The organism is Streptomyces sp. NPDC013317 (genome assembly GCF_055563155.1).
Genome location: NZ_JBVHDX010000001.1, coordinates 173,122 through 196,516, shown reverse-complemented (window position 1 = coordinate 196,516; position 23,395 = coordinate 173,122). Strand labels below are relative to the sequence as shown.

The 23,395-nt window shown below is 72.6% G+C and carries 22 protein-coding genes and 1 tRNA gene; 11 read left to right on the top strand and 12 right to left on the bottom strand.

The window, feature by feature from the left end; all coding sequences use genetic code 11:
• The first annotated feature begins 46 nt into the window (after positions 1–46).
• Positions 47–1,366, top strand: coding sequence for a mannosyltransferase family protein (locus ACZ3IJ_RS00820; protein WP_467465471.1), 1,320 nt, complete (start codon positions 47–49; stop codon positions 1,364–1,366).
• A gap of 39 nt (positions 1,367–1,405) precedes the next feature.
• Positions 1,406–1,849 carry a hypothetical protein gene (locus ACZ3IJ_RS00815; RefSeq protein ID WP_467465470.1) on the top strand — a complete coding sequence of 148 codons (444 nt, stop codon included), beginning with the start codon at positions 1,406–1,408 and terminating at the stop codon, positions 1,847–1,849.
• On the opposite strand, the gene ACZ3IJ_RS00810 is transcribed toward ACZ3IJ_RS00815, so the two are convergent.
• From ACZ3IJ_RS00810 to ACZ3IJ_RS00780, 7 genes are all read right to left on the bottom strand, one after another.
• A complete protein-coding gene (locus ACZ3IJ_RS00810; protein ID WP_467465469.1) occupies positions 1,850–2,314 on the bottom strand; it encodes a MarR family transcriptional regulator in 465 nt (154 codons plus the stop codon).
• Between the two features lie 62 nt (positions 2,315–2,376).
• Entirely contained in the window at positions 2,377–3,315 is a 939-nt protein-coding gene (locus ACZ3IJ_RS00805) for an NAD-dependent epimerase/dehydratase family protein (RefSeq protein ID WP_467465468.1), read from the bottom strand.
• A 78-nt stretch (positions 3,316–3,393) separates the two neighbouring features.
• Positions 3,394–4,047: a hemerythrin domain-containing protein gene (locus tag ACZ3IJ_RS00800; RefSeq protein ID WP_467465467.1), complete on the bottom strand. Its 654-nt coding sequence runs from the start codon at positions 4,045–4,047 to the stop codon at positions 3,394–3,396.
• Between the two features lie 187 nt (positions 4,048–4,234).
• Positions 4,235–5,152: a LysR family transcriptional regulator gene (locus ACZ3IJ_RS00795; RefSeq protein ID WP_467465466.1), complete on the bottom strand. Its 918-nt coding sequence runs from the start codon at positions 5,150–5,152 to the stop codon at positions 4,235–4,237.
• A 39-nt stretch (positions 5,153–5,191) separates the two neighbouring features.
• Entirely contained in the window at positions 5,192–6,457 is a 1,266-nt protein-coding gene (locus tag ACZ3IJ_RS00790; RefSeq protein ID WP_467465465.1) for an acyltransferase family protein, read from the bottom strand.
• 2 nt (positions 6,458–6,459) lie between these two features.
• On the bottom strand, positions 6,460–8,547 hold the full coding sequence (locus tag ACZ3IJ_RS00785) for a bifunctional polysaccharide deacetylase/glycosyltransferase family 2 protein (RefSeq protein ID WP_467466246.1): 2,088 nt from the start codon (positions 8,545–8,547) through the stop codon (positions 6,460–6,462).
• Positions 8,548–8,773: 226 nt separating this feature from the next.
• On the bottom strand, positions 8,774–9,010 hold the full coding sequence (locus tag ACZ3IJ_RS00780; RefSeq protein WP_467465464.1) for a hypothetical protein: 237 nt from the start codon (positions 9,008–9,010) through the stop codon (positions 8,774–8,776).
• Between the two features lie 350 nt (positions 9,011–9,360).
• Between ACZ3IJ_RS00780 and ACZ3IJ_RS00775 the strand changes: the two genes are divergently transcribed.
• Positions 9,361–10,317: a glycoside hydrolase family 16 protein gene (locus ACZ3IJ_RS00775; protein WP_467465463.1), complete on the top strand. Its 957-nt coding sequence runs from the start codon at positions 9,361–9,363 to the stop codon at positions 10,315–10,317.
• Between the two features lie 119 nt (positions 10,318–10,436).
• Here the strand turns inward: ACZ3IJ_RS00775 and ACZ3IJ_RS00770 are convergent.
• Positions 10,437–10,510: transfer RNA gene (locus ACZ3IJ_RS00770), tRNA-Pro, on the bottom strand.
• 148 nt (positions 10,511–10,658) lie between these two features.
• Between ACZ3IJ_RS00770 and ACZ3IJ_RS00765 the strand changes: the two genes are divergently transcribed.
• The gene (locus ACZ3IJ_RS00765) at positions 10,659–11,120 is read left to right on the top strand and encodes a DUF309 domain-containing protein (RefSeq protein WP_467466245.1); all 462 of its coding nucleotides are present in this window, start codon (positions 10,659–10,661) and stop codon (positions 11,118–11,120) included.
• Between the two features lie 19 nt (positions 11,121–11,139).
• On the opposite strand, the gene ACZ3IJ_RS00760 is transcribed toward ACZ3IJ_RS00765, so the two are convergent.
• The 3 genes from ACZ3IJ_RS00760 to ACZ3IJ_RS00750 all read right to left on the bottom strand — a co-directional run bounded on the left by ACZ3IJ_RS00760 (position 11,140) and on the right by ACZ3IJ_RS00750 (position 13,533).
• Positions 11,140–12,390: a cytochrome P450 gene (locus tag ACZ3IJ_RS00760; protein WP_467465462.1), complete on the bottom strand. Its 1,251-nt coding sequence runs from the start codon at positions 12,388–12,390 to the stop codon at positions 11,140–11,142.
• Positions 12,391–12,511: 121 nt separating this feature from the next.
• The gene (locus ACZ3IJ_RS00755) at positions 12,512–12,886 is read right to left on the bottom strand and encodes a DUF488 domain-containing protein (RefSeq protein ID WP_467465461.1); all 375 of its coding nucleotides are present in this window, start codon (positions 12,884–12,886) and stop codon (positions 12,512–12,514) included.
• 29 nt (positions 12,887–12,915) lie between these two features.
• On the bottom strand, positions 12,916–13,533 hold the full coding sequence (locus tag ACZ3IJ_RS00750; protein ID WP_467465460.1) for a TetR/AcrR family transcriptional regulator: 618 nt from the start codon (positions 13,531–13,533) through the stop codon (positions 12,916–12,918).
• A 147-nt stretch (positions 13,534–13,680) separates the two neighbouring features.
• Here ACZ3IJ_RS00750 and ACZ3IJ_RS00745 point away from each other — a divergent pair, with 147 nt between their 5' ends.
• From ACZ3IJ_RS00745 to ACZ3IJ_RS00730, 4 genes are all read left to right on the top strand, one after another.
• The gene (locus ACZ3IJ_RS00745; RefSeq protein ID WP_467465459.1) at positions 13,681–14,697 is read left to right on the top strand and encodes a phosphatase PAP2 family protein; all 1,017 of its coding nucleotides are present in this window, start codon (positions 13,681–13,683) and stop codon (positions 14,695–14,697) included.
• The gene (locus tag ACZ3IJ_RS00740; RefSeq protein WP_467465458.1) at positions 14,694–15,719 is read left to right on the top strand and encodes a DMT family transporter; all 1,026 of its coding nucleotides are present in this window, start codon (positions 14,694–14,696) and stop codon (positions 15,717–15,719) included. The genes ACZ3IJ_RS00745 and ACZ3IJ_RS00740 overlap by 4 nt, the downstream gene beginning before the upstream one ends.
• Before the next feature lie 344 nt (positions 15,720–16,063).
• Positions 16,064–17,071 carry an SPFH domain-containing protein gene (locus tag ACZ3IJ_RS00735; RefSeq protein WP_383220247.1) on the top strand — a complete coding sequence of 336 codons (1,008 nt, stop codon included), beginning with the start codon at positions 16,064–16,066 and terminating at the stop codon, positions 17,069–17,071.
• Positions 17,068–17,994: a hypothetical protein gene (locus tag ACZ3IJ_RS00730; protein WP_467465457.1), complete on the top strand. Its 927-nt coding sequence runs from the start codon at positions 17,068–17,070 to the stop codon at positions 17,992–17,994. The genes ACZ3IJ_RS00735 and ACZ3IJ_RS00730 overlap by 4 nt, the downstream gene beginning before the upstream one ends.
• A 14-nt stretch (positions 17,995–18,008) precedes the next feature.
• Here the strand turns inward: ACZ3IJ_RS00730 and ACZ3IJ_RS00725 are convergent, their stop codons facing one another.
• Entirely contained in the window at positions 18,009–19,070 is a 1,062-nt protein-coding gene (locus tag ACZ3IJ_RS00725; RefSeq protein ID WP_467465456.1) for a winged helix DNA-binding domain-containing protein, read from the bottom strand.
• A 240-nt stretch (positions 19,071–19,310) separates the two neighbouring features.
• Here ACZ3IJ_RS00725 and ACZ3IJ_RS00720 point away from each other — a divergent pair, with 240 nt between their 5' ends.
• The 3 genes from ACZ3IJ_RS00720 to ACZ3IJ_RS00710 all read left to right on the top strand — a co-directional run bounded on the left by ACZ3IJ_RS00720 (position 19,311) and on the right by ACZ3IJ_RS00710 (position 23,327).
• Positions 19,311–20,177: a GNAT family N-acetyltransferase gene (locus ACZ3IJ_RS00720; RefSeq protein WP_467465455.1), complete on the top strand. Its 867-nt coding sequence runs from the start codon at positions 19,311–19,313 to the stop codon at positions 20,175–20,177.
• A gap of 197 nt (positions 20,178–20,374) precedes the next feature.
• Positions 20,375–20,965, top strand: a complete 591-nt coding sequence (locus ACZ3IJ_RS00715; RefSeq protein WP_467465454.1) for an SMI1/KNR4 family protein — start codon at positions 20,375–20,377, stop codon at positions 20,963–20,965.
• 664 nt (positions 20,966–21,629) lie between these two features.
• Positions 21,630–23,327: a S8 family peptidase gene (locus ACZ3IJ_RS00710; protein WP_467466244.1), complete on the top strand. Its 1,698-nt coding sequence runs from the start codon at positions 21,630–21,632 to the stop codon at positions 23,325–23,327.
• Positions 23,328–23,395: the final 68 nt, after the last annotated feature.

Sequence of the window (23,395 nt, the reverse complement as noted above, 5' to 3'; positions counted from 1 at the left end):
CCGTCGCGCGATCCCCCCTGCCTTCTCACACCCCTGAGAGTCCGATATGTCTGTGATATCCCCACGGTCGCGGGAAGAGACGACGTCGCTCGCCCTCACCCGCGCCGCCCCGGCGCCGAACGCCGACCGCTCCGGAGGCACCGATTCAGGAGGCACCGACTCCCGGGGAAACGCCCCCCGAGGCACCGACTCCCGGGAAAGCACCCCCCGAGGCACCAAACGGCGCACCGGCCGCCTGCGGCTCAGCGCGGCGGACCGGGACGTCCTCTGGCTCTACCTGCTGACCCGCGCCGCCGTCTGGACGACCGCGTACTGCGCCCGGTGGCTCTTTCCCGCCGACGCCGGCGGCCGCGACCCGGGTCCCGCCCTCGCCTCCTTCGAACGGTGGGACTGGGGCCACTTCCTGAACGTGGCGCGCGACGGCTACTTCCCGGCGGGCGACGGCCCGTGGAACGCCGACTGGGACAACCGTGAGGCGTTCTTCCCCGGCTTCCCGCTCGCCCTGCGGGCGGTCCACGCCGTCGTCCCGCACTGGTCCGCGGCGGGGCTGCTCATCTCGTTCGTCGCCGGAGGTGTCGCCGTCCTGGCGCTCGCGCGGATCGCGCGGCTGTATCTGCCGGACGCCCGGGCGGGCCGGCGGACGGTCCAGCTCCTGCTGCTCTCGCCGTGCGCGGTCTTCCTCGCCGCCGGCTACAGCGAGTCGCTCTTCCTCGCCCTCGCCCTTCCGGCGTGGCTCGCCGCCCAGCGCCGTGCGTGGCCGCTCGCCGCGACGCTGGCCGCCCTGGCCACGACCGTACGCGTCAGCGGTCTCTTCCTCGCCGCCGCGCTCGCGCTGCACTTCGTCCTGACCGTCCGGACCCGCGCCGACTGGGGACGACTGCCCTGGCTCGCGCTGCCGGCCCTGCCCGCCGTCCTCTACGCCTGGTACCTGCACGCCCGCACCGGCGACTGGATGGCCTGGCAGCACGCCCAGGAGCGCGGCTGGTACCGCCGGTTCCACGCGCCCTGGGATGCGTGGGGCACGACGTGGGAGTCCGCGTTCGACCACGTACAGACCACCGGCTACGCCATCATGTTCCAGGCGGAACTCCTCGCGATGCTCGTCGGCCTGGCCCTGGCGGCCCTGCTGATCCGACGGCGCCGCTGGCCCGAGGCCCTGTACGTCGCCCTCAGCCTCTGGGCCCTCGGCACGTCGTACTGGTACACGTCCATCCCCCGGGCGACCCTCCTCTGGTGGCCGCTGTGGGTCACGCTCGCCGCCTGGACCCTGCGTTCCCCGCGCTTCAGGACCGCGTACTACTGCCTGGCCGCCCCCCTGTCGACGGTGTTCGCGCTCACGTATCTGACAGGACGCTGGGCGGGCTGACCGAGCAACCCCCGACCACCCGATCGCGTCCTGGGGAACGTGATCGACTTCTACGACAACGACGACGAGACCGTGCGCCCCGGCCCGTTCCGGCGCCACGCGCTGTGGGTGGTCGGCATCACCGCCGGCGCGCTGGCGCTGGGCTGGGTGACGTCGTTGTTCCGCATCGGACCCGAGAGGTACGGCCTTCCGGCCGCGGCTCCCGGCGACCTCACGGCGTACCTGGCCGCCTGGGGCGCCGTGGGCCTCGCGGTGGCGACGGTCCTGCGCGCCGCCGCCGCTAAGGTCCCGGTCCACGCCCCCGGCCGAATCGCGGCCGGCCTCATCTACCTGGGCACCCGACTCACCCTCGGCTGGCGCCCGGAGGCTCCCGTTCTCGCCGGGATGGCCGCGATCGCACTCGTCGCCGCGGCCGCCTGGTCCGCCTTCGCGCTCAGCGCGCTTCGCCGGGCCCCGCAGGAGTCCACCCCCGCCGAGGAGTAGTCACCACGTTCCGCCCGCGTTGCGGATCAACCGCTGGAGGACCTTCACCGTGGTCACGTAGTCCGCGTCGTCGACGCCCTCGTGGAGCGCGGCGCGGATGGCGGGGGCGTTGCGTGCCAGGTCGGTCCGGGCCCGTTCACCCTCGTCGGTGAGCCACAGCCGCTCCTCGTCGTCCCACCGCAGCCAGCCGCGCTCGACGAGGACCGCCGACTCAGCCGACAGGTCGTCCTCGGACCGGATGTACCGGCTCATGGCCTGGCGCAGTTCGGGCAGCGTCATGCCCGCCCCGTCGGGCGAGATGTCGTTCGCCGACAGGTTGCGCAGCAGCCAGAACTGCGGCTGGGTGTAGCCCTTCTCGCGCTGGCGGGCCCGGGTGAACGCGATCAGCGCGTCGTAGGCGACGCCGGTCCAGTAGGCGGCGGGCTGTCCGGCGAGGTCCGCATCGGTCATCTGCTGGTTCGTCATGGGGCGTCCACTTTCTGTCGCTTCGGGTCCGTACCGCTCGCATCCGTGGGCCGTACGGTTCGTCAGTCGGCCACGGGGGCGGCCTGCCCGGTGGCGCCGGGGGCGCCTGACACCTCGACCGGCCGGTAGGAGCCCGACTCCAGCTCGGCCACCGCGCCGGGGCGTTCCGGCCGCCAGCCGAGTCCGGTACGGGCGGCGGAGCCGCTCACGCTCTGGTCGAGGGCGAGCGCTTCCGCGAAGCGCGGGCCGAAGACCTCGGCGGCCTGTTCCACCGGCACCACGTGCGGGGCGGCCAGCACTCCTGCCGCGCGGCCGGCGGCCCGGGCGAGGTCACGGACCGGGACGGCCGGCTCGCCGACGCCGTGCCAGAGGGTGCCGGCCCCGGCCCGCTCGACGACGGCCACGAACAGCTCGGCCAGGTCGTCCACGTGGACGGTCGGCCAGCGCACGCCCTCGTCGCCGTAGTACTCGGGCACGCCCTGCCCTCGGGCCCGGTCCACCAGGATGGCGGGGATGCCGCCGCCGCGGCCGTACACGATGCCGGGCCGGACGACGGCCGCGCGCACGCCGTCGAAGGCCTCGGCCAGGACGCGCCGCTCGATCCGGTGGCGGTGACCGACGATGCCGATCGGGTCGACCGGAGTGTCCTCGGGGACTTCCCGGGCGTCGCCGGTGGCGCCGAGAACCCAGACACCGCTGGTGTAGACGAAGGGGCGGCCGGTACCGCGGAGCGGAGCGGCGAGCGCCTCGACGACGGCGGTGTCGACGTCCTCGTCACCGCTCGGGGGAGCGAGGTGGATCACTCCGTCGATGTCGGGGGTCACCGCGCCGGCCAGCGAGGCGGGGTCCGCGGTGTCGCCGACCACCTGCGCGTGCCAGGCCCGGCCGGGCCGCGGCCCGGCGCCACGCGTGAGCGCGACGACCTGGTGGCCGGCAGCGGTGAGGTGGTCGGTCACGGCGGAGCCGATGTAGCCGGTGGCACCGGTGAGCAGAACCTTCATGGCGTTCCCTCTCTCTCGACACGCGACGTCTCGTCTCGAACGATGATGTGGTGAGGCGTTTCGACCGACAGGGCGCGCTCAGGGTGCGCCGGTGGGAGCCGTGTCGGTACCCCAGCGGTCGAGCGCCGCGTAGGCGGGCTGCCATCGGTCCGCGTAGGTGCGGTGCGCGGACTCGGGCAGGAGCTGCGCCAGGACGGCGGTCACGGTCCCCTCGGCGGCGCCGTCGAGGAGCCACGGCAGGATCCGCGCCGCGTCGGCCCCGATCCGCCGGGCGTGGACGCGCCCGAAGTGCTCCCACTGCTGCTCGCTCAGAATGGCCTGGACGAGCGGGAAGACGGCCTGCTCCTCATGGCGGAGATGTCCGCGCAGACCGGTGACAAGCGAGCCGGTGAGCTCACCGATCAGGTCCGGACGGGCGTCGGGACCGGCCGACGCCTCGTCGATCGCCTCGATCAGACGCGCCAGCACGGCGTGTTCGGCCTCGATCACCTCAAGCCGCGCCAGGGCGAGGGGGCGGCCGTGCAGAGCCTGGCGCAGGGCGGGCCACAGCGCGTCGTCCTCGGCGGCGTGGTGGGCGTGCAGGGCCCTCCGGAACAGCTTCCAGCCCACGGTGCGCAGGACGGTCCGCGGATCGCGATCGGCGCGGGCGGCGGCACCGGCGAGGGAGTACAACTCCCTTCGCAGCGCGTCGTGCATCGCGAACGTCACGGTCATGTCGAACCTGTCTCTCACGTCTGTCCGACTCCCGGTTCCGGTGACCTCGACGAGCGGCCCGCCCTGGCGCCTCAAGCCTCCCGTCGGAGCCGGGTTCGGATCAACGCGCGGTTCGTCCGCCGATCGATAACCCGATGGTTATCGATCGGCCCGGGAGCGGCTCGGAAGGGCGCCTGCGTGCTCGACGGCCGGACGCGGCGGCGCGTCAGAACCTCGTCACACCGAGTTCTCGGACGACGGCGGCGAGAGCGCCGATCGGCTCGTTCTCCGCCTCGGTCCGCCAGACCAGGGCGTAGGACAGGGACGCCATGTCCGTGACGGGTATCCACCGGATGTTCGGCATGCCCCAGTGGCGGGTGACATGGCTGGGAAAGCCGTGGACTATCTCGCCCATCCCGACCCGGTTGATCAGCTCCTCCGCGTTGGTCACGGGCCGCCCGCGCTCGATCGGCCGGCCCTCGGACGTGCAGAACGGCAGATAGCCGTCCTCCCAGTAGTCCGGCATGTCGGGGGCGACGGCGTGCTGGAAGTCGGCGAACACCTCCAGGCGCACCGTCGTCCGCCGCGCGAGCTCGTGGTCGGCGGACACGGCGAGGACGCGGGGGTCCGTGCACAGGACCGGACCGACGGTGAGGTCCGGCTCCTCCACGGGCAGCCAGGTGACGAGCACGTCCATCTCGCCTTCGCGGAGCCGCCCGAACAGATCCACGTACGCCTCCTGACAGACCTCCAGCTCCCACTGCGGGTACCGCGAGCGGAACGTCTTCCAGTAGGGATGGAAGTCGACGACGTTGAACGGCAGCATGCCGACGCGAAGTCTGCCGGTGACGCCGCGGGCGGCCAGCCGGGCCCGTTCCAGGGACTCGTGGAGGCCCGCGTAGACCGGCTGCAGGTCGTCGCGGAGCTGACGGCCGACGTCGGTCAGCCGCACGGTGCGGCTGGTGCGCTCGAAGAGCGCGGCGCCGATGCGTCGCTCCTGTTTCCTGATGGCCTGGCTCACCCGCGCCTGGGAGACCAGGAGCCGCTCGGCGGTCCGGCCGAAGTGCAGCTCCTCGGCGAGGACCAGAAATATCTCGATGTCCCGCAGCTCCATCACGCCCCCGTTCGGTCCCCACCGTTCCACGAGAACGATAGAGGGGCCGCGGGCGGTCGCAGCCCGCCGTCAGGCGCCGGCCCGGCGCCTGCCCCGCACCCGGCGCGGGTACGGGAAGAGCCGCGGAGAGCGCTTCGCCGCCACGTCCTCGACCCAGCCGAAGGTCAGCACCAGCAGTCCGGTCAGGGGGATCGCCACCAGCAGCGGGAACCACTGGCTCATCAGCAGCCACTGGAAGTGCTCGTAGAAGAAGCCGACGGACCAGAGGGGGTCGATCAGCGGGATCGCGGCCACCAACGCGACCTGGTGCCAGAGGTAGACGCTGACCGCGCGTGCGTTGAGCAGGCTGATCAGGCCGTTCCAGCGCTCCAGCGGTCGGGGCCACTGTTCCCAGGAGGGGCTGACGTGGAGAAGTATCGCGACGAAGCCGAAGGACCACAGTGCCTGGGCGATCGGCCAGCTCTCGATGTCGGTGGGCACGGTCGGATCGACCGGCCTGGTCTGCAGGTACCACCAGCCGGCCACCATGATCAGCGGCGCGACGGACGGCACGACGTACTGCGGGAGTTTCTTGAGCAGGCCCTCCTGGTGAGCCATGCCGAGGATCCAGCAGGAGCCGAACATGGCGAAGTCGCTGAGGTTCTCCCAGACCCGGCCGTAGAGGAACTCCTGGTCGATGAAGAACGTGTTCAGCACGATCGTCACCGCGAGCGGCACGGACAGCGTCACCACCGGCATCCGCCGCAGCGCCCACAGCATCAACGGGGAGAGCAGGACGTACCAGAGATACGCGCGGAGGTACCAGAGCGGGACGACGACCTGCACCGCCCAGCCCTGCCCCACGAGATGGTCGAAACCGTTCAGCGATTCGGCGTACGGCGGAGTGCTCACCGGCACGAGCCAGAACAGCAGCTTGCCCCACCACCAGTCGGGATGCCCCTCGGCGTCGGGCCCCCAGCCGTCGATGATCTCGAGGGTGAGGACGACCGCGCCGAACAGCCACATCGGCGGCAGCAGCCGGCGCAGACGTCCCCGGATGACTCCCACGGCGGGGCGGCTGAGGGAACGAGCCATCAGCGACCCGGCCAGCGCGAACATCACGCCCATCGACGGGAAGACGACGGGCAGCCAGAACCAGCCGAAGTTGTGGTAGATCACCACACGGATCAGCGCCAGCGCGCGCAGCAGGTCGAGATAGCGGTCTCGGCCACTCTTGCGCGGGGCCGGTGTCGACGGCTCCGGCCCCGGCTCAGGCGGGAACTCCTGCCGCAGAGCGGCGGGGATCCTCAGCCGGAGGGTCTCCTGGGCTCCCCCGAACTCGAAGGATGCGGTCATGGTCAGGCCTCCACCGGTGCGGCGACCTCGCCGGTGCGCCGGAGCTTCTGCCAGCGCAGCCGGCCACCGGTCAGCGCCGTGATCGTGGACTGCAACAGGACGATGTACATGAGCTGCCGGTAGACCAGTTGCTGGATCGGCAGGCTGATCAGATGGAGGGGCTTCTCGCCGTCGAGCCGGAAGGCGTACCAGGACAGCACGGCCTGGAGCAGGATGAAGCCGCCCCAGCTGGCGAGGGTGATCGGAGCGTCCGCGAACAGCACGCCGTACAGCAGGAACAGGTCCACCAGCGGTGCGAGCAGCGGGGCGACCACGCCGAACATCACGACGAGCGGCAGCCCGAGCCGGCCGAAGCGTCCGGCCGGACCGCGGGAGGTCACGGCGCGGCGGTGCTTCCACATCGCCTGCATGCTGCCGTAGCTCCAGCGATACCGCTGGGACCAGAGCTGCTGGAGGCTGGCGGGGGCCTCGGTCCAGGCGCGGGCGCGCTCGGCGTAGACGATCCGCCAGCCGTCGCAGAGCACCGCCATGGTGATGTCGGTGTCCTCGGCGAGGGTGTCGTCGCTCATCCCGCCGACCCGCCGCAGGGCCTCCTTGCGGAAGGCGCCGACCGCGCCGGGGATGGTCGGGATGACGTTGAGCATGTCGTACATCCGGCGGTCCAGGTTGTGGCCGAGGACGTACTCGATGTGCTGCCAGGCGCCGATCAGGCTGTCGCGGTTGCCGACCTTGGCGTTGCCCGCGACGGCGCCGATCCCCCGGTCGCCGAACGGCTGGACCAGCTCGCGCACGGTGGACGGCTCGAAGACGGTGTCGCCGTCCATCATCACGATGATGTCGTGCGACGCGGCCGCGATGCCGGCGTTGAGCGCGCTGGACTTGCCGCCGTTGGGCTTGCGGATCAGCCGGACGAACGGCAGACGCATCTCCTCGACGATGTCCGCGGTGCCGTCCGTCGAGCCGTCGTCGATGACGATCACCTCGATCGGATAGTCGCTGGCGGCGAGGGAGTTCAGGGTGTTCGCGATGCACTCGCGCTCGTTGTAGGCCGGGACGAGGACGGTGACCGGCTCGGTGACGGGCGGTCCCCACGCGTCCCGCCGCCGGGAGCGCCGGGCGTGGAGCGGTGCGAGGACGAGCATCAGCGCGAACCGTCCGAAGTTGAGGAAGCCGACGACGGCCAGCAGGGCGACCAGCACCGGCAGGGTGAGCACGGCGGCCTGGGTGGCCCAGATGAAACACCTGCCCGCCCACAGCTGGTAGCCGTGCACCGGCACGGTGGCGTCGGTGGCGCCGAGCGCCTCGGAGACGGTGGCGAAGCGGTACCCCTCGCCCTTCAGCTTCACGATGATCTGCTCGAGCGCGGCAAGGGTCTCGGAACGGTCGCCACCCGCGTCGTGCAGCAGGATCAGCTCGCCCGCGCCGGGCTTGCGCGGCATCGCCGCCTCGACGATCGCGTCGACGCCGGGACGCTTCCAGTCATGGGTGTCGCGGTCGATGAACGCGGTGAGGTAGCCGTGGGAACCCACGTGCTTGATCACCGGGTAGTTCCAGTTGTCGAGCGCCGAGGCGTCGGAGGAGTACGGCGGACGGAACAGCGCGCTGTGGACGCCCGCGACGCCGGCCAGCGCCAGCTGTGTCTGCGCCAGCTCCCAGCTGATCCGGGCTTCGGACTGGTAGACGAGATCGGGGTGGGTGAAGCTGTGCACGCCGATCTCGTGGCCGCCCGCGACGATCTGCCGGATCAGCTCCGGGTGGCGCGTGGTCATCGCGCCGGTCACGAAGAAGTCCGCGCGGATGTCGTGGGCCGCGAGCACGTCCAGGATCTTCGGGGTCCACTCCGGTGAGGGGCCGTCGTCGAAGCTCAGGACCACGGTGTGGTCGGGGATCCGATAGCTCACGGGGCGCTCGTTCCTGGCGCCGCGCGCGTCGATGACCGGGCCGCCCTTGAGCAGGTTCTCCGGCACGGTCGTCTTGTCGACCGAGGTCGCGATCCGGGTGTCGTGGAACGCCTCGTTGGTGGCGAGGCCGCGGAGGACGAGGAGCGCGAGCAGGCAGGCCAGCAGGGACAGCGGCATGAAGAAGCGCAGTGGCGGCGCGGCCAGTCGGCGTGGCCTCAGCAGGGACTGCCGACGACGCTGATGGCGGGACAAAGGCGCTCCTGGAGATGGTGGTACGGACGATCAGGCACGCTCGGCCCGGCCCGCCGGCGTTGCTGCGGGCGGCACGATGGTCCCGGTATGCCATGGAATGTCGCGATGTTCGGCGTGAAGCCGAACAGTTCGGGCGGGGTGTCGCGGACTGCGCCCGTCCCGCTCAGGGCCAGGAGGGCGACAAGGGCCCCCTGGTCGGCGCATAGGAGGGCTTCGGCGGTATGTCCATCGCCGGGGCGGCCGACTGGACGCCGATGAGGCTGCTGCCCATGGCGGCCGCGAGGATCGCGCCGACCACGGAGACCGGCCAGCCGAAGCGCCGCAGCAGACGGCTGCGCAGACCCGACTGGTCGACGAACACCGGTGCCGGAGCAGGCTCCTCCTGACGTGATTCGGCCACGCCGGGCAGTACCGAGTGGACCGAACCGCGCCCGAAGGGTGTGGCGACTTGGCGCATTGATGTGGCCTTTTTGTGCAGGGTGTGAAGACCGCTGAAGCGTAGAGCGGACGGTAGCGCATGACCTGAATCAATTGGTGCGCGATGTGCGTATTTGATCCGCTCCGATCGGACGTCGTGACCGGATCGGTATGTCAACGGACGCCTCCCGACCCTTGGATGGCCGAGTCGCGGACACAAGACGGAATGGCTTGAATCCTTCGCTAGGATGACCGCTCGATTCACGCGATCAGCGATCGATCCGCATGCAGTGGGCGTGTCCAGTCACCGCCACTACGCCCCAAGGAGCCTGTGTGAGCCAGCCCCGCAGCACCCCTCGTCGCCGAGCGTGGACCGCGCTCACGCTGCCCGCCCTCCTGTGCGTACTCGCCGCGTGTTCGGCCGCCCCCGCCACCGACGGGGGCGGGGGCGCCGACGCCGCCGGGCCCGCGCGGGACGCCTCGCCGACGCCCACCGGGCCGCCGGGAACCCTGTTCGACGACTTCAACTACACCGGCGCCGACGACCCTTCCCTCGCCGCGCACGGCTGGGAGATCCGTACCGGCGGGGGCGGCCCGGGGATCAAGGACACCTGGAGCGCCGACGGCGCCGCCTTCCCCGCCGACCCGACGGCCGAGGGGGGCAAGGTCCTACGGCTGCGCTCCTCCACCGACGGCACCGCGAAGGGCACCACGCAGGCCGAGGTGCAGACCACGAGCGGGAACTTCTTCACGGGAACCTACGCCGCCCGGGTCCACCTCAGCGACAAGCCCACCAGCGGGCGCGACGGCGACCATGTCGTCCAGACCTTCTTCCCGATCTCCCCCGCGGACTCCTCGGAGAACTACAGCGAACTCGACTTCGAGTACCTGCCGAACGGCGGCTGGGGTTCGGTGGGGCCGCAGCTCGACAACGTCAGCTGGTACAGGGCCGACCCGCCGGACCGGGTCCACAACACCCTCGAGCGGCGCCTCGAGGGCTGGCACACCATGATCATCACCGCCATGGACGGAAAGGTCACCTACTCCCTGGACGGCAAGAAGCTCTTCACCAGCTCCGGGAAGTACGTCCCGCGCGAGCAGATGGACATCCACTTCAGCAACTGGCTCATCGACCTCCCCTTCACCGGTGGCCCACGTGTGTGGGACATGAAGGTCGACTGGGTCTACCACAAGGCCGACGAGGCCGTCTCCGCTGCGGACGTTCAGAAGACGGTGGCCGGCTTCCACAGCACCGGCACCGGCTACGTCAACACCGTCCCGAAGCCCTGACCCCGCCACCGAGCGCTCCGGCCGGTCCGGTGCGCCGGTTCCGGGAGGTTTGCCGAAAATGATCAAGGGGCCGTTTCAGAGTGATCTGAAACGGCCCCTTGAACTGCGACTCTTTCGAGTCGGGACGACAGGATTTGAACCTGCGACCCCTTGACCCCCAGTCAAGTGCGCTACCAAGCTGCGCCACGTCCCGATGCCCGTGCCCCCGGTTCGTCCCCGGCGGCGGCGTGCAAGAGAACATTACCCCACTCCGTGCGGCGCCGGGGCGCACCCCCGGCCGGGTCGCGGGTGGCATCCGCCCAGGCGGGGCGGGCTCGGGGGAGAATGGGAGCGTGGACAGGATGCCGAGGGACCGGGACCCGGAGGGGCGGGCGCGCAGTGGGCGGCCCCGGGACGGGCTGGGGCGACCGCTGCCGTACGGGACCGAGGGGGTGCCCCGGCAGCCCGAGGGCGTCGTGCGGACCCCGGAGGCGTCGGTGCGCGAGGCGCAGCGGCTCCTCGACGCGGGGATGCCGTTCCACGCGCACGAGGTCTTCGAGGACGCCTGGAAGAGCGGCCCCGCCGGCGAGCGGGATCTCTGGCAGGGGCTCGCCCAGCTGGCGGTGGGGCTGACGCACGCGGCACGGGGCAACGCGGCGGGCGGGGCACGGCTGTTGCTGCGCGGCGCCGGGCGGATCGACGGGCAGCCCGATCCGTACGGGATCGACGTCGGCGGACTCGTACGGTGGGCCCGTGCGCTCGCCGACCGCGCGGGTGAGGTGACGGACGCCGCCGCGGAAGCGCCGCGTCTGCTCGGGGAGTGACGCGGCGCCTCGGCGGGTCTCACCAGGTGACCGGGAGCTCCAGGGGCGAGCGGTGGATCATGGTCGGCCGCATCACGACCCGCTGGTCCTTCGCGAGCCGCAGCCCGGGGAAGCGGCGGGTGAACAGCTCCAGAGTGAGCCGGAGTTGGGTGCGCGCGAGCTGGGAGCCGGGGCAGCCGTGGGCGCCGTGGCCGAAGCTGACATGGCGGGTGGGGTGCGCGGGCCGGGTGATGTCGAAGGTGTCGGCGTCCTCGTGGCGCGCCTGGTCGCGGTTGGCGGAGCCGTACGCGACGAAGACGGTGGCCCCTGCGGGCAGTTCGGTGCCGGAGAGCACGACCGGACGGGTGGTCGTACGGCGGAATCCCTGGACGGCGGTGTCGAAGCGTGCCGCTTCCTCCACCGCCCCGGGTATGAGCTCGGGACGGGCGCAGAGCAGCTCCCACTGGTCGCGGTGGGACAGCAGGTGGAACAGAGCGGTGCCGATCAGCGCGGTCGTGGTCAGGTGGCCGGCGATGAGGAGGTTCTGCAGGTTGGAGACGAGTTCGTTCCGCTGGTCGTCGGTGAGTTCACGGGTGCCGGGCCCGAGTCCGGTGTCGGGGGCCAGGGCGGCGACCATCACGGAGCAGAGGTCGTCGCGCGGCCGGGCGCGCCGGTCGCGGGCGTAGCGGTCCAGGAGGTGCTGGAGCGCGACGACGTCCTCGGCGGCGGCCAGCTGTTCGTCCTCGGGCATCGGCCGGAAGAGAAGTTGCTCGGCGCGGTGTCCTCCGTGCACCGCGGCGGGCATGTCCTCGGGGTCGAATCCGATGAGCCGGCCGATGACGGCGCCGGGCAGCTCGCGGGCGTACGAGGACATGATCTCGGTGCGGCCGTCCGCGGCGAAGCCGTCGACGAGGCGCGTGGCGACCTCGGCGGCGTACGGCGTGAGCGCCGCGACGCGCGCGGCGGAGAGGCCGCGGTTGATCGGGGCCCGGTGGCGGCGGTGCGGCGCGCCGTCCGTGGAGACGACGGTGGGCCGCTTCCCGAAGCCGCGGGCGAGGACACCGAGGACGGCGGGCGCGGGCAGGACGTCGGGCCGCAGGGACTGGGCCGAGGAGAAGTCGTCGGCCCGCAGCAGCACTTCGCGGACGTCGGCGTCCCGGGCGACCAGCCAGGCGTCGAGCTCGGGGACGAAGGTCAGACCGTCGGTCTGTCGCGCACGTGCGTAGAGGGGGTAGGGGTCGCGCTGCAGCGCGTCGAGCAGCTCATGCTGTGCGGATGTCGTCGGGTCCACGCGGCGCCTCCGGAACGGGAAGGTGCGGAACTCGGGCAGGGTGCTCGTGCGGGTGTGCAGAGGATGCACAGGGTGCGGAAGGTGCTGTCACGCCATGGTGACCGGAGCGGTGTGTCCCTGGCTATGCCGCCGAGTCGGCCAGTGCGCGTTCGAGTACCGAGGTGTGGCTGACGGAGGGGTCCTTGGCGGCGGTGAGCAGGGTGACGGGCCCCTGGGCGGCGAGGGTGCGCAGCCGGTCGAGCGCCTCGGCGGCCTCGGGTTCGGCGAGCTCGTCCTCGTACCGCCGGCAGAACTCCTCGTACGAGCCCTCCGAACCGTGGTACCAGCGGCGCAGTTCGGTGGAGGGGGTGAGCGCCTTGGGCCACTCGTCGATCCGGGCGTCGGTCTTGGCGAGGCCGCGCGGCCAGAGGCGGTCGACCAGGACCCGTACGCCGTCGTCGGGCGAGGGCGCTTCGTAGATCCGTCGGACGCGGACGTCGGGGGTGGCGGAATCCATGGGTCCAGGGTGCCGGAGGGGACGGTCGGTCACACCTCGGCGCGCCCCGCGGCGGGCATCAGGGCAGGGAGGAGGACGGAGTCGACGAAGGCGCGCATGGTCGACGCGTCGGCGAACCGCTCCTCGAAGAGCCGCTCGATGCGGAGCATGCCGAGGAAGCAGGGGGCGACGAAGCCGACCGCCGGATTGTCCGGGTCGATCTCGCCGCGCTCCGCGGCCCGCCGGAGGATCTCGTCGAGCGCGGCGATCTCGGGGCTGATGACGGTCTCGCGGAGCGCCTCGCGCAGATCGGGGTACTGGACGTACGCCTGGCTGACGGCCTCCATCAGCTCGGCGTCGTGGTCGCGGCGGGTCGAGGCGAGGCGGGCGGCCTCGCGGAGGTCGCCCGCCAGCGAACCGGTGTCGATTCCGGCGAAGAACACGCAGCGCTGCTTGGACAGGGCGGCCGTGACGAGCTTCGGCTTGGTCCCCCACTGCCGGTAGAGCGTCGCCTTGCCGCACCTGGTGCGGGCCGCGACGCCCTCCATGGTCACCGCGTCGTATCCGCCTTCGCGGAGCAGGCAGAGCACGGCCTCGTACAGCTCGGTCTCCCGCTCGGGGGTGATCTTGCTGCGGCGGGCGGCTTCGGTCGCGGCCTGCGTGGACATGGCTTCCTCCCGGACAGCTCTCTGCACATAAGAGAGTAGGGGGTGCACAATCGAGACGCAAACGTATCGAGACGCTTGCGTCTCGATGAATTCGGATCTAGGCTTCCTCCGTTTGCTGGCGATTTGATGGAAAAAAGGGGCCGCGGCATGGCTGCCGGGATACGCGGGACACGTCCCACCGGACCGGGGCCGACCGCTACCCCGGACCCGTCGAGCGCCCCGAGCCCGCCCGGCGCACCACGCGCGCAACGCACGCGGCGCACGCCGGACGGGCGGCGCATCCGCAGGCCGGCCCTCGGGCGTGAGCTGCTGCTCGTCTCCGCGCTGTTCCTCGTCTACAAGGTCGGCCGGCTCTTCGCGAACGGCCACGAACTGCGGGCCTTCCACAACGCCGACCGCATCTGGGACGCGGAGCGCGCCGTCCATCTGCCCGTCGAAGGGTCGGTCCAGGCCCTCCTGATGCACGGCGAAACGCTCGTCCGGGCCGCCAACACCTACTACGCGGCCGTGCACTTCCCGGCCACGATCGCCTTCCTCGCCTGGCTCTACTGGCGCCGGCCGGACCACTACCTCCGGTCCCGGCGCGTCCTCGCGCTCCTCACCGCCGCCGCGCTCGCACTGCACCTCCTGATGCCGCTCGCCCCGCCCCGGATGCTCGACACGACCGGTCTCGTCGACACCGCCCGGATCTACGGACCGTCGGTGTACGGCGCGACCCCGGCCACGGACTCGATGGCGAACCAGTTCGCCGCGATGCCCTCGCTCCACTTCGGCTGGGCCCTGATGGTCGCGATCGGTCTGATCGCCGCGACCCGTACGCGCTGGCGGTGGCTGTGGCTGCTCCATCCGGCGCTGACCCTGCTGGTGATCGTCGGCACGGCCAATCACTACTGGTTCGACGCGCTCGTGGCGGCGGCCCTGCTCGGTGTCGCGCTCGCGGTCGTACGAACCCCGGGCCCATCCGATCGCGCCGCGCCGGAACCGGGTACTTCGGGCCTCACCACTTCGGGACCCGCCAGTACGGGACCCGCCACTTCTGGTCCTGACACCGCCGGTCGCGAGGCTGCCGGTTTCGTCGCTGCCGGTCTCGCCGGCTCCGGGCTCGGCGTCCGTGGGGGCGTCCTTCCCGGACCGGCACCCCGCACGGCGGAGGTCCCGCGATGAACGGCCTCCAGGGCACGCTGCTCGCCGTCCTCCTGTCCCTGGTGTCGACGGCCGGCTACGCGCTGGCCGCCGTCGCCCAGTCCCGGCTCGCCTCGGCCTCCGACGGCGGACGCGGCGCGCTCCGCGCGCTGCTCGCCCGCGGCCAGTGGTGGTCGTCGGTCGGCCTCAACGCCGCGGGCGCGCTCGCCCACGTGGCCGCGCTGCACTACGGCCCGCTGACGCTCGTCCAGCCGCTCGGTGCGCTGACGCTGGTGGCGGCCCTGCCCCTCGGGGCGCACTACGCGCGGCGGCGCGTGACCCGGGCGGAATGGCGCGGCGCGCTGTGGACGCTGGCCGGGCTCGTCGGCCTGATCGCGGTCACCGGACCGGCGACCCCGGGCGACGCGCTCAGCCTGCGGGAGGCCCTCGTCGTCGCGGCGGTGACGGCGCTCCTCATCGCCGCCCTCGCCTCGGGCGGACGGCGTCGGCCGGGTCGGGGCCGGGGGACGGGTCACGGCCGGAGGAACGGGCGGGGGCGGGGCCTGGGGCACGCCACGGCCTCGGGCATCGCCTCCGGTGTGGGCTCCGCGCTGACGCAGACACTGACGGCCGCGCTCGCGCGCGAGTTGCCGGGCGGACCGACGGCCTGGTGGCAGACGGCGCTGATCGCCGTCCTGATCTCGGCCTTCGCCGTGGGCGGGCTGCTGCTGTCGCAGACCGCCTACCGGGGCGGCCTCGCCGCGCCGCTGGCCGTCGTGAACCTCTCCAACCCGGCCGCCGCCGCGGTCATCGGCGTGGCGCTGCTCGGCGAGACGTTCCGCGCGGGCGTGTGGGGCTGGCTGGTCGCGGCAGCCGCCTCGGCGGTGGCGGCGCGCGGGGTCGTCCTCCTGACGACCGGGGCGGGAGCCCTGCCCGTAGCCTCGAACGCCTCGAACGCGCCCCGTCCGTCTCCGGTCGTCGCCTCCGGACAGCCGCTCCCCTCCCCCCGCGCCGACGAGGCGACAAGCCCGTCGGCGACCGCACCGGCAGCCATGGCCGGCTGAGCGCGGTCGCTCCGCTCCGGTCCGCCGCGCCCCTTGGCCAGCCGCACCGACCCCGGCGGCCGGGGCAGCACTTCCCGGCCCGCGCGTCGAGCCGACGGGAAAGGTGAACCGCTGGTGCGCCTCTCCGGGTTGAGCGACCGCGGGGGCGTGTCGGCGGCCACCGTGGAGCACTACCTGCGCGAGGGGCTCCTGCCCGCGGGGGACGCCGGTCACAGCCACGCAGTCGGCGTACGGCGTCTCGGTGCGTCCGCACGACACGGCCCCACCGGACCCTCCGCTTTCGTCATCTTGACGAAAATCAGCGCCCCCCTCTATCGTCAACATGACGACAAGGGGGAGTTCCCATGGCCGACATCACCCGCCGCGCCGGCTGGCGCCATCTGCGGTCCGCGCCCACGGCGCACATCCGCCACCACCGGCGCGGACGCCTCGTCCACGACGGGACGGGCCTGAGCTTCTGGTACCGCTCCCTGTCCGCCGCGCTCTCCGAAGTGCCGGTGAACGACCGGGAGCTGGCGATGGCGTTCCACGCGCGGACCGCCGACTTCCAGGACGTGAGCGTGCAGTCCACGGTCACGTACCGGATCGGCGAACCGGAGGCAGCCGCCACCCGGCTCGACTTCTCCATCGACCCGGACACCGGCGCGTGGCGCGGTGCCCCGCTGGAGCAGATCGCCACGCTGCTGACCGAGACGGCCCAGCAGCACGCCCTCGACGTCCTGGCACGCACACCGCTGGCGGCGGCGCTGGTCGACGGCGTGGCGGCGGTACGCGACCGGATCGCCGACGGGCTCGCGGCCGAGCCGCGCCTGCCGGCCACCGGCATCGAGGTGGTGGCGGTACGGGTGGTGGCGATCCGTCCGGAGCCTGAGGTGGAGCGGGCGCTGCGCACCCCGGCCCGCGAGCAGATCCAGCAGGAGGCGGACCGGGCGACGTACGAGCGTCGGGCCGTGGCGGTCGAGCGCGAGCGGACCATCGCCGAGAACGAGCTCGCCAGCAAGATCGAGCTGGCCCGGCAGGAGGAGCGGCTCGTCGACCAGCGCGGCACCAACGCCCGCCGCGAGGCCGAGGAGAGCGCCGCCGCCGACTCCGTACGGGCGGAGGCCGAGGCGGTACGGAAGGTCCGGCTCGCGCGCGCCGAGGCGGAGGCGGCGCGGGAGGTCGGCGAGGCACGGGCGGCCGCGCAGGCGGCGTGGCTTCGGGTGCACGGGGAGGTCGACGCCGGGACGCTCCACGCACTGGCGGCGACCAGGGCGGCGGAGAACCTGCCGCGGATCGAGAGCGTGACGGTCTCCCCCGACGTCCTGACGGCGCTGCTCGGCAGGCTGGGCGGCGGCGGGTCGTCGTCGTGAGCCTGGCACCGCGGGCGGTGCTCGTGCACCGCGTCACGGAGTACGAGGGGCTGCTCGCGCGCCACGGTACGCACGGACAGGCGGAGTTCTTCCTGTCGAGCCGCGGCCGGAGCATCGAGGACGTACGGCGGCGGCACGAGCGCACCCGGCGGGAGCTGGCGGAGGTCGCGGCGGCGGTGCCGCTGTCGTGGCGGCAGGCGACGGTGGAGCGGGCGGACCTGGACCGGTTCCTGTTCGGCCCCGAGGACGTGGTCGTGGTGGTCGGGCAGGACGGCCTGGTGGCCAACGCGGCCAAGTACCTGGACGGTCAGCCGGTCGTCGGCATCGACACCGACCCGGGGCGGAACCCAGGCGTGCTCGTCCGCCACCGCGCGGCGGACGCGGGCGCCCTGCTGCGCTCGGCCGTCGCCTCGGCGGAGCGCACGGGGGTGGACGAGCTCACGATGGCGGAGGCGGTGACGGACGACGCGCAGCGGCTCCTCGCCCTGAACGAGATCTACCTCGGCCCGCCGAGCCACCAGACGGCGCGCTACACCCTCGCGGTCGACGGCGGTACGGACAGGCAGGGTTCGGCGGGCTCCGCACCCGAGCCGCAGGCCTCCTCGGGCGTCCTGGTCGGCACGGGCACGGGTGCGACGGGCTGGCTCCGCTCCCTCTGGCTCGAACGCTCCAGCCCCCTGGCGCTCCCCGCTCCGACGGCCCGCAGCCTCGCCTGGTTCGTCCGCGAGGCCTGGCCGTCCCCGACGACGGGCACCACACGGGTGGAGGGCGTGCTGAACGCCGGGAACGCCCTCCACCTCACGGTGGAGTCGGACCGCCTGGTCGCCTTCGGAGACGGCATGGAGTCGGACGCGCTGGACCTGACCTGGGGGCAGACGGTCCGCGTGGGCGTAGCGGCCACGGCGCTGCGGCTGGTGGGCTGAGGACCGGTCAAGGGTCAGGTGGTCAGGAAGGTGGTGAGGGCTTCGGCCTCCGTGTGGACCGATTCGCGCTCCGAGGGGGTGAGCGTTCGGAGCGGGGTGACGGCGACCTTGGCGTCGTGGACCGTCCAGGTGGCCGCGACGCGGCCGTCGACGAGGACCGCGCGATGGCCGGCGACGGAGAGGCCGAGGTGGGCGTCGTCGATGATCCGGCCGCGGTCGGCGTAGCCGAGGATCGCGTTGTCGAAGGCCGGGAGGAAGCGCACCGGTGCCGGGGTGTCCGGGTCCGGTCGGGGTGCGCCGGGCAGGTCGAGGAGCTCCCGGCCGCGTTCGTCGCGGTAGGAGACGAGTTCCTCGCGGACCGCCCTGACGGCGGCGGGCAGTCCGGCGAGGCCGCTCCAGGCGCGGAGGTCGGCGCCGGCGGCGGGACCGTAGGCGGCGAGGTACCGCCGTACCAGCGCCTGTCCGGTCGGGTCGGTCCCGTCGTCGGAGAGCGGTTCGACGTCGCGCCCGATCCAGGTGGCCAGGGGAAGGTTCCGGACACCGCCCTTGGTGCGCCACAGGCCGCGGGGCGGGAGCTGGACCATCGGGATGAGGGAGGCGACGAGCAGCTCCCCCAGGGCGCGGCGCGGAGGCGTGGGCCAGCGGTCCTCGACCGCACGGACGAGTTCCGCCATGGTGCGGGGCTCGCCGTCGGCCATGACGGCTCGGCCGGCGGCGGCCACCTCGTCCACGTCGATGCCCGCGAGTTCGCGCCGGTAGGTGGCCAGCACGCGCTGGCGCAGCATGGTGTCGTGGCGGGCCCGCCAGGCGAGCGCGTCGTCGGCGGTGACCAGGTGGACGGTGCGGCGCATCAGGTGGGTGCGCACGACCAGGCGGCCCGTCAGCGCGTCGTCCAGGTGCCGCGGCGTGAAGGCGCGCAGCCGGGACCACAGGCCGGTGAAGGGCTCCTGCGGTTCCTGCGCCTGCATGCCGCACAGGTGCGCCACGGCGTCCCGTACGGGGGCGTCCGCCCGCTCCAGCAGGTACTGGCGAGCGAGGGTGGCGCGGTTGAGGGCGCGGGTGTCGAGGACGGTCATGGTGCTCTCAGGTTCGGGGGCGGGGAGGGGGCGGGCTGTCCGGCCCGCCTTCACGGGAGGGTCCGGGGTGGTCCGTGGGTGGCGGCTCCGGGCACCACACTCGCAGCAGCAGCGGTCAGTTCGTGTCCTGAACTGTGCGCGCGGCTCCGTGTCTCGAAAGCATCGGCGCGCGTCGGCCGGGGCCGGCCTGATCGCTAGGATCGGACGGCTTCGCCCCCTTCGCCCCCGCAAGGAACGCCCATGGCCTCCCGCACCCCCGGTACGCTCCACGTCACCCCGGCCACGCTCCAGGACTGGGCGCTCGTGCGCGACTGGGCGGCGGCGGAGGGGTGGAACCCGGGGCTCTCCGACGCCCCGGCGTTCTTCGCCCAGGACCCGGAGGGGTTCTTCCTGGGCCGGGTCGACGGTGAGCCCGTCTCCGCCGTCTCGGTCGTCAACTACAGCGACCGGTACGCCTTCCTGGGCTTCTACCTCGTCCGCCCCGACCTGCGCGGCCGGGGGCACGGCCTCGCGACCTGGCGCGCCGGGCTCGCGCACGCGGGCGGGCGGACGGTCGGCCTCGACGGGGTGCCGGACCAGCAGGACAACTACCGGCGTTCCGGGTTCACCCTCGCGTACCGCAGCGCCCGGTACGTCGGGGAGGTCGGCTCCGCCGGCTTCCCCGCGCCGGACGTGGTCCCCGCGGCTCGGGTCGACCCGGCCGCCCTCTCCGCGTACGACAGCACCTGCCACCACGCCGACCGGCCGCGCTTCCTCACGTCGTGGCTGGCCACCCCGGGCCATCGGGCCCTGGCACGGGTCGTCGACGGGCGCCTCACGGGGTACGGCGTGGTGCGGCCGGCCGAGGACGAGGCCCGCATCGGCCCGCTCTTCGCGGACACGCCGGCCGACGCCGCCGCGCTCCTGGACGCGCTGGCCGCCGAGGCGCGGACCTTCGGTTCGCCGCGTATCGCCGTCGACATGCCCGAGGCCAACCCCGCCGCGGCCGCGCTCGCCCTGGAGCGCGGGCTGGAGCCCACCTTCGAGACGGCCCGGATGTACACGGGCGAGGTCCGGCCGGTGGCTCGCGAGAAGGTCTTCGGAGTGACGACGCTCGAACTGGGCTAGGGCGTGTTGCGAAAGTCCCGCCTGCCCCGCGACGCCTGGCACGCACGCTCGCTGCGTTGTCGGGATCGTCCGAGTACACCCGGTACGAGGACGACCCTCCGCCTTGCGATCGCACGCACCAGACGCCGCGGGGCCCGCCCTTCGGGCGGACGGCGCTACTTTCGCAACACGCCCTAGGCGTCTCCTTCGGATCTTGCATGATGGCCGCCATGAACACGGAAACATGCGATCCGGCCGAGCTGGCCGTCCTCCGCGAAACAGTCGCGTCCCGTCCCGAGGCGGCCGCGCCGGCGGGCTGGGAGGCGGTGCGGTCCTTCGAGGCGGAGCACGGCATCACGCTCCCGGAGCCGTATCGCACGTTCGTGGCGGAGATCTGCGACGGACTGCGCGCCGGGCCGCCCTACTACGGCCTGCTTCCCCTCGGGCAGATGCCCGCGGACTGGGGCTCGGATCGCCCTGAACGCCTGCCGGCCAAGCCCTTTCCGCTCACGGAGGCATGGCTGTGGGAGGCGGAGGACGACGAGGAAGCGCTGTCCGTGGAGGAGTTCGAGGCCCGGACGGCCCCCGTGTTCGACCACGGCTCACTGCTACTGGGCACCGACGGCTGCGGCATGTACTGGCACTTGATCGTCACCGGCCCGGAGCGCGGGCACGTCTGGCAGATCGCCGGCGAGGGCGCGATGCCCTTCGGTTCCCGGTCGCCCGACGCCCTGATGCCCGGCACGCCCGGCTTCACGGGCTGGGTGACCCACTGGGCCCAGGGCCGCCCCTGGTTCGCGGACGCCTAGGCAACGCCTTCCGGGGACGGCCGCCCGGGCTCCGGGCTGGGTCGTCGAAGCGGGCGCGCTCCGCGGCGGATCCGATGTCGGGCAAGCGGCAGGCGGAATTCCGCGGTCTGGCTCACGGAGCCCCTTCCCCGTACCGAAATGGCCCGTCATGTCCGCTTTATCTGGCGGCAATCCCGGCCTGAAGTCGCCTGACCGCGCTCACCACGCGTCAACCCGCGCGTGCCCTGCACACCCTCCCCCACCCCCCTCGGGGGCCGACAAGGGTTTTCCCCGTATCGGGTTCATCTCGCCGTTCCCTACTGTCTGCCGCACCGGTAGATCCCATCCCCCGCCCCGCCTGTCAGGTTCATGGGGAGCGGTGGGTAGTGTCCGCCGGTGACGGCCTTGACCCGGGCCGTCGCGTCGCCGGTGGCGGCGCACGGGCCCCCCAAGCCCAGGGAACGACGGACCGCGACCCCACATCGCCCCGTGGCTCCCGCGCCGCCGCCACTGCTCCGCACCTACGTCGTGCTTGAAAGGGAACACCTTGAACAGTTCCAGGCGGAGAGTCATATCCGTCGTGGTCGCGAGCGCCGCGATCATCGGCGCCGCAGCCACCACCTCCGGGGCGTTCGCCGCCGCCCCGGCCGCTGCCACGCCGAAGCCGGCTCCGGCCGCGCAGGCGATGACCGCGCTGCCCAGCGCACCTGTCGAGAAGGTCATCGTCACCTACAAGTCCAAGACCGCCGAGGCCGGCTCCAACGCCGCCGCGAAGAGCGACGCGGCCGCCAAGGGCGCCGCGACCGGCGAGAGCCTCGCCTTCGAGCGCCGCCTGGCCGGCGGTGCCGCGCTGGTCGACCTGGGCGGCAGCGCCTCCAAGCAGGACGTCGCCGAGGTCATGGACGCCTTCCGCGCCGACCCGCAGGTCGCCTCGGTCGAGCCCGACATCCGCGCGTACGCGATGGCGGTCGCTCCGAACGACACCGACTACGCGAAGCAGTGGGACCTCTTCGAGGCCACCGGCGGCATGAACGTCCCGACCGCCTGGGACAAGACCACCGGCTCCGGCGTCACCGTCGCCGTCATCGACACCGGTTACGCGACCCACACGGACCTCGCCACCAACGTCGTCTCCGGCTACGACTTCATCTCCGACTCCGCGGACGCCCGCGACGGCAACGGCCGTGACGCGAACGCCAAGGACGAGGGCGACTGGAACGCCACCGACAACGAGTGCGGCCTCGGTTCCAAGGCCTCCAACTCCTCCTGGCACGGCACCCACGTGGCGGGCACCATCGGTGCGGTCACCAACAACACCAAGGGCATCGCGGGCATCGCGTACAACGCGAAGATCCAGCCCGTGCGCGTGCTCGGCAAGTGCGGCGGCTCCTCCGCCGACATCGCCGACGCCATCACCTGGGCGTCCGGCGGCTCCGTGCCGGGCGTCGCGGCCAACGCGACCCCGGCCAAGGTCATCAACCTGAGCCTGGGCGGCGCCAGTTCCACCTGCCCGAGCGTCTACCAGAACGCGATCAACGGCGCCGTCTCGCGCGGCACCACCGTCGTCGTCGCCGCGGGCAACAGCAACGCCAACGCGTCCGGTTTCACCCCGGCGAACTGCGCCAACGTCATCAACGTGGCCTCCACCAGCCGCGAGGGCAACCGTTCGTTCTACTCGAACTACGGCACCATCGTGGACGTGGCCGCGCCGGGCGGCGAGACCCGCCGCGCGACCGACACGCCGGGCACGATCACCACGCCGCAGAACGGCATCTACTCCACGCTGAACTCGGGCACGACCACCCAGTCGGCGGAGAACTACCAGCCCTACCAGGGCACCTCGATGGCCGCGCCGCACATCGCCGGCCTCGCCGCGCTGCTGAAGTCGGCGAAGACCGGCCTCACCCCGGCCGAGATCGAGTCCGCGATCAAGGCCAACGCCCGCCCGCTGCCCGGCACCTGCACCGGCGGCTGCGGCACCGGTATCGCCGACGCCGCGAAGACCGTGGACGCGGTCACCACGACGACGCCGCCCACCGGCACCGTCTTCACGAACGCGACCGACGTGACGATCTCCGACAACACCACCGTGTCGTCCACCATCTCCGTCACCGGCCGCACCGGCAACGCCCCCGCCGCCCTCAAGGTCGGCGTGGACATCAAGCACACCTGGCGCGGGGACCTGGTCATCGACCTGATCGCCCCCGACGGCACGGTGCGCAACCTGAAGGCCTCCTCCGGCTCGGACAGCGCCGACAACGTCGTGACCACCTACACGGTGGACGCGTCGAGCGAGGTCGCCAACGGCGCCTGGAAGCTGCAGGTCCGCGATGTGGCCTCGGGTGACACCGGCTACATCGACTCGTGGAACCTCACCTTCTGAGCCCCACCTGAACCACCCCCCACAACAGCATAATTGCTGGTCAGCGGCGCGCTCGTGGTCTACACCAC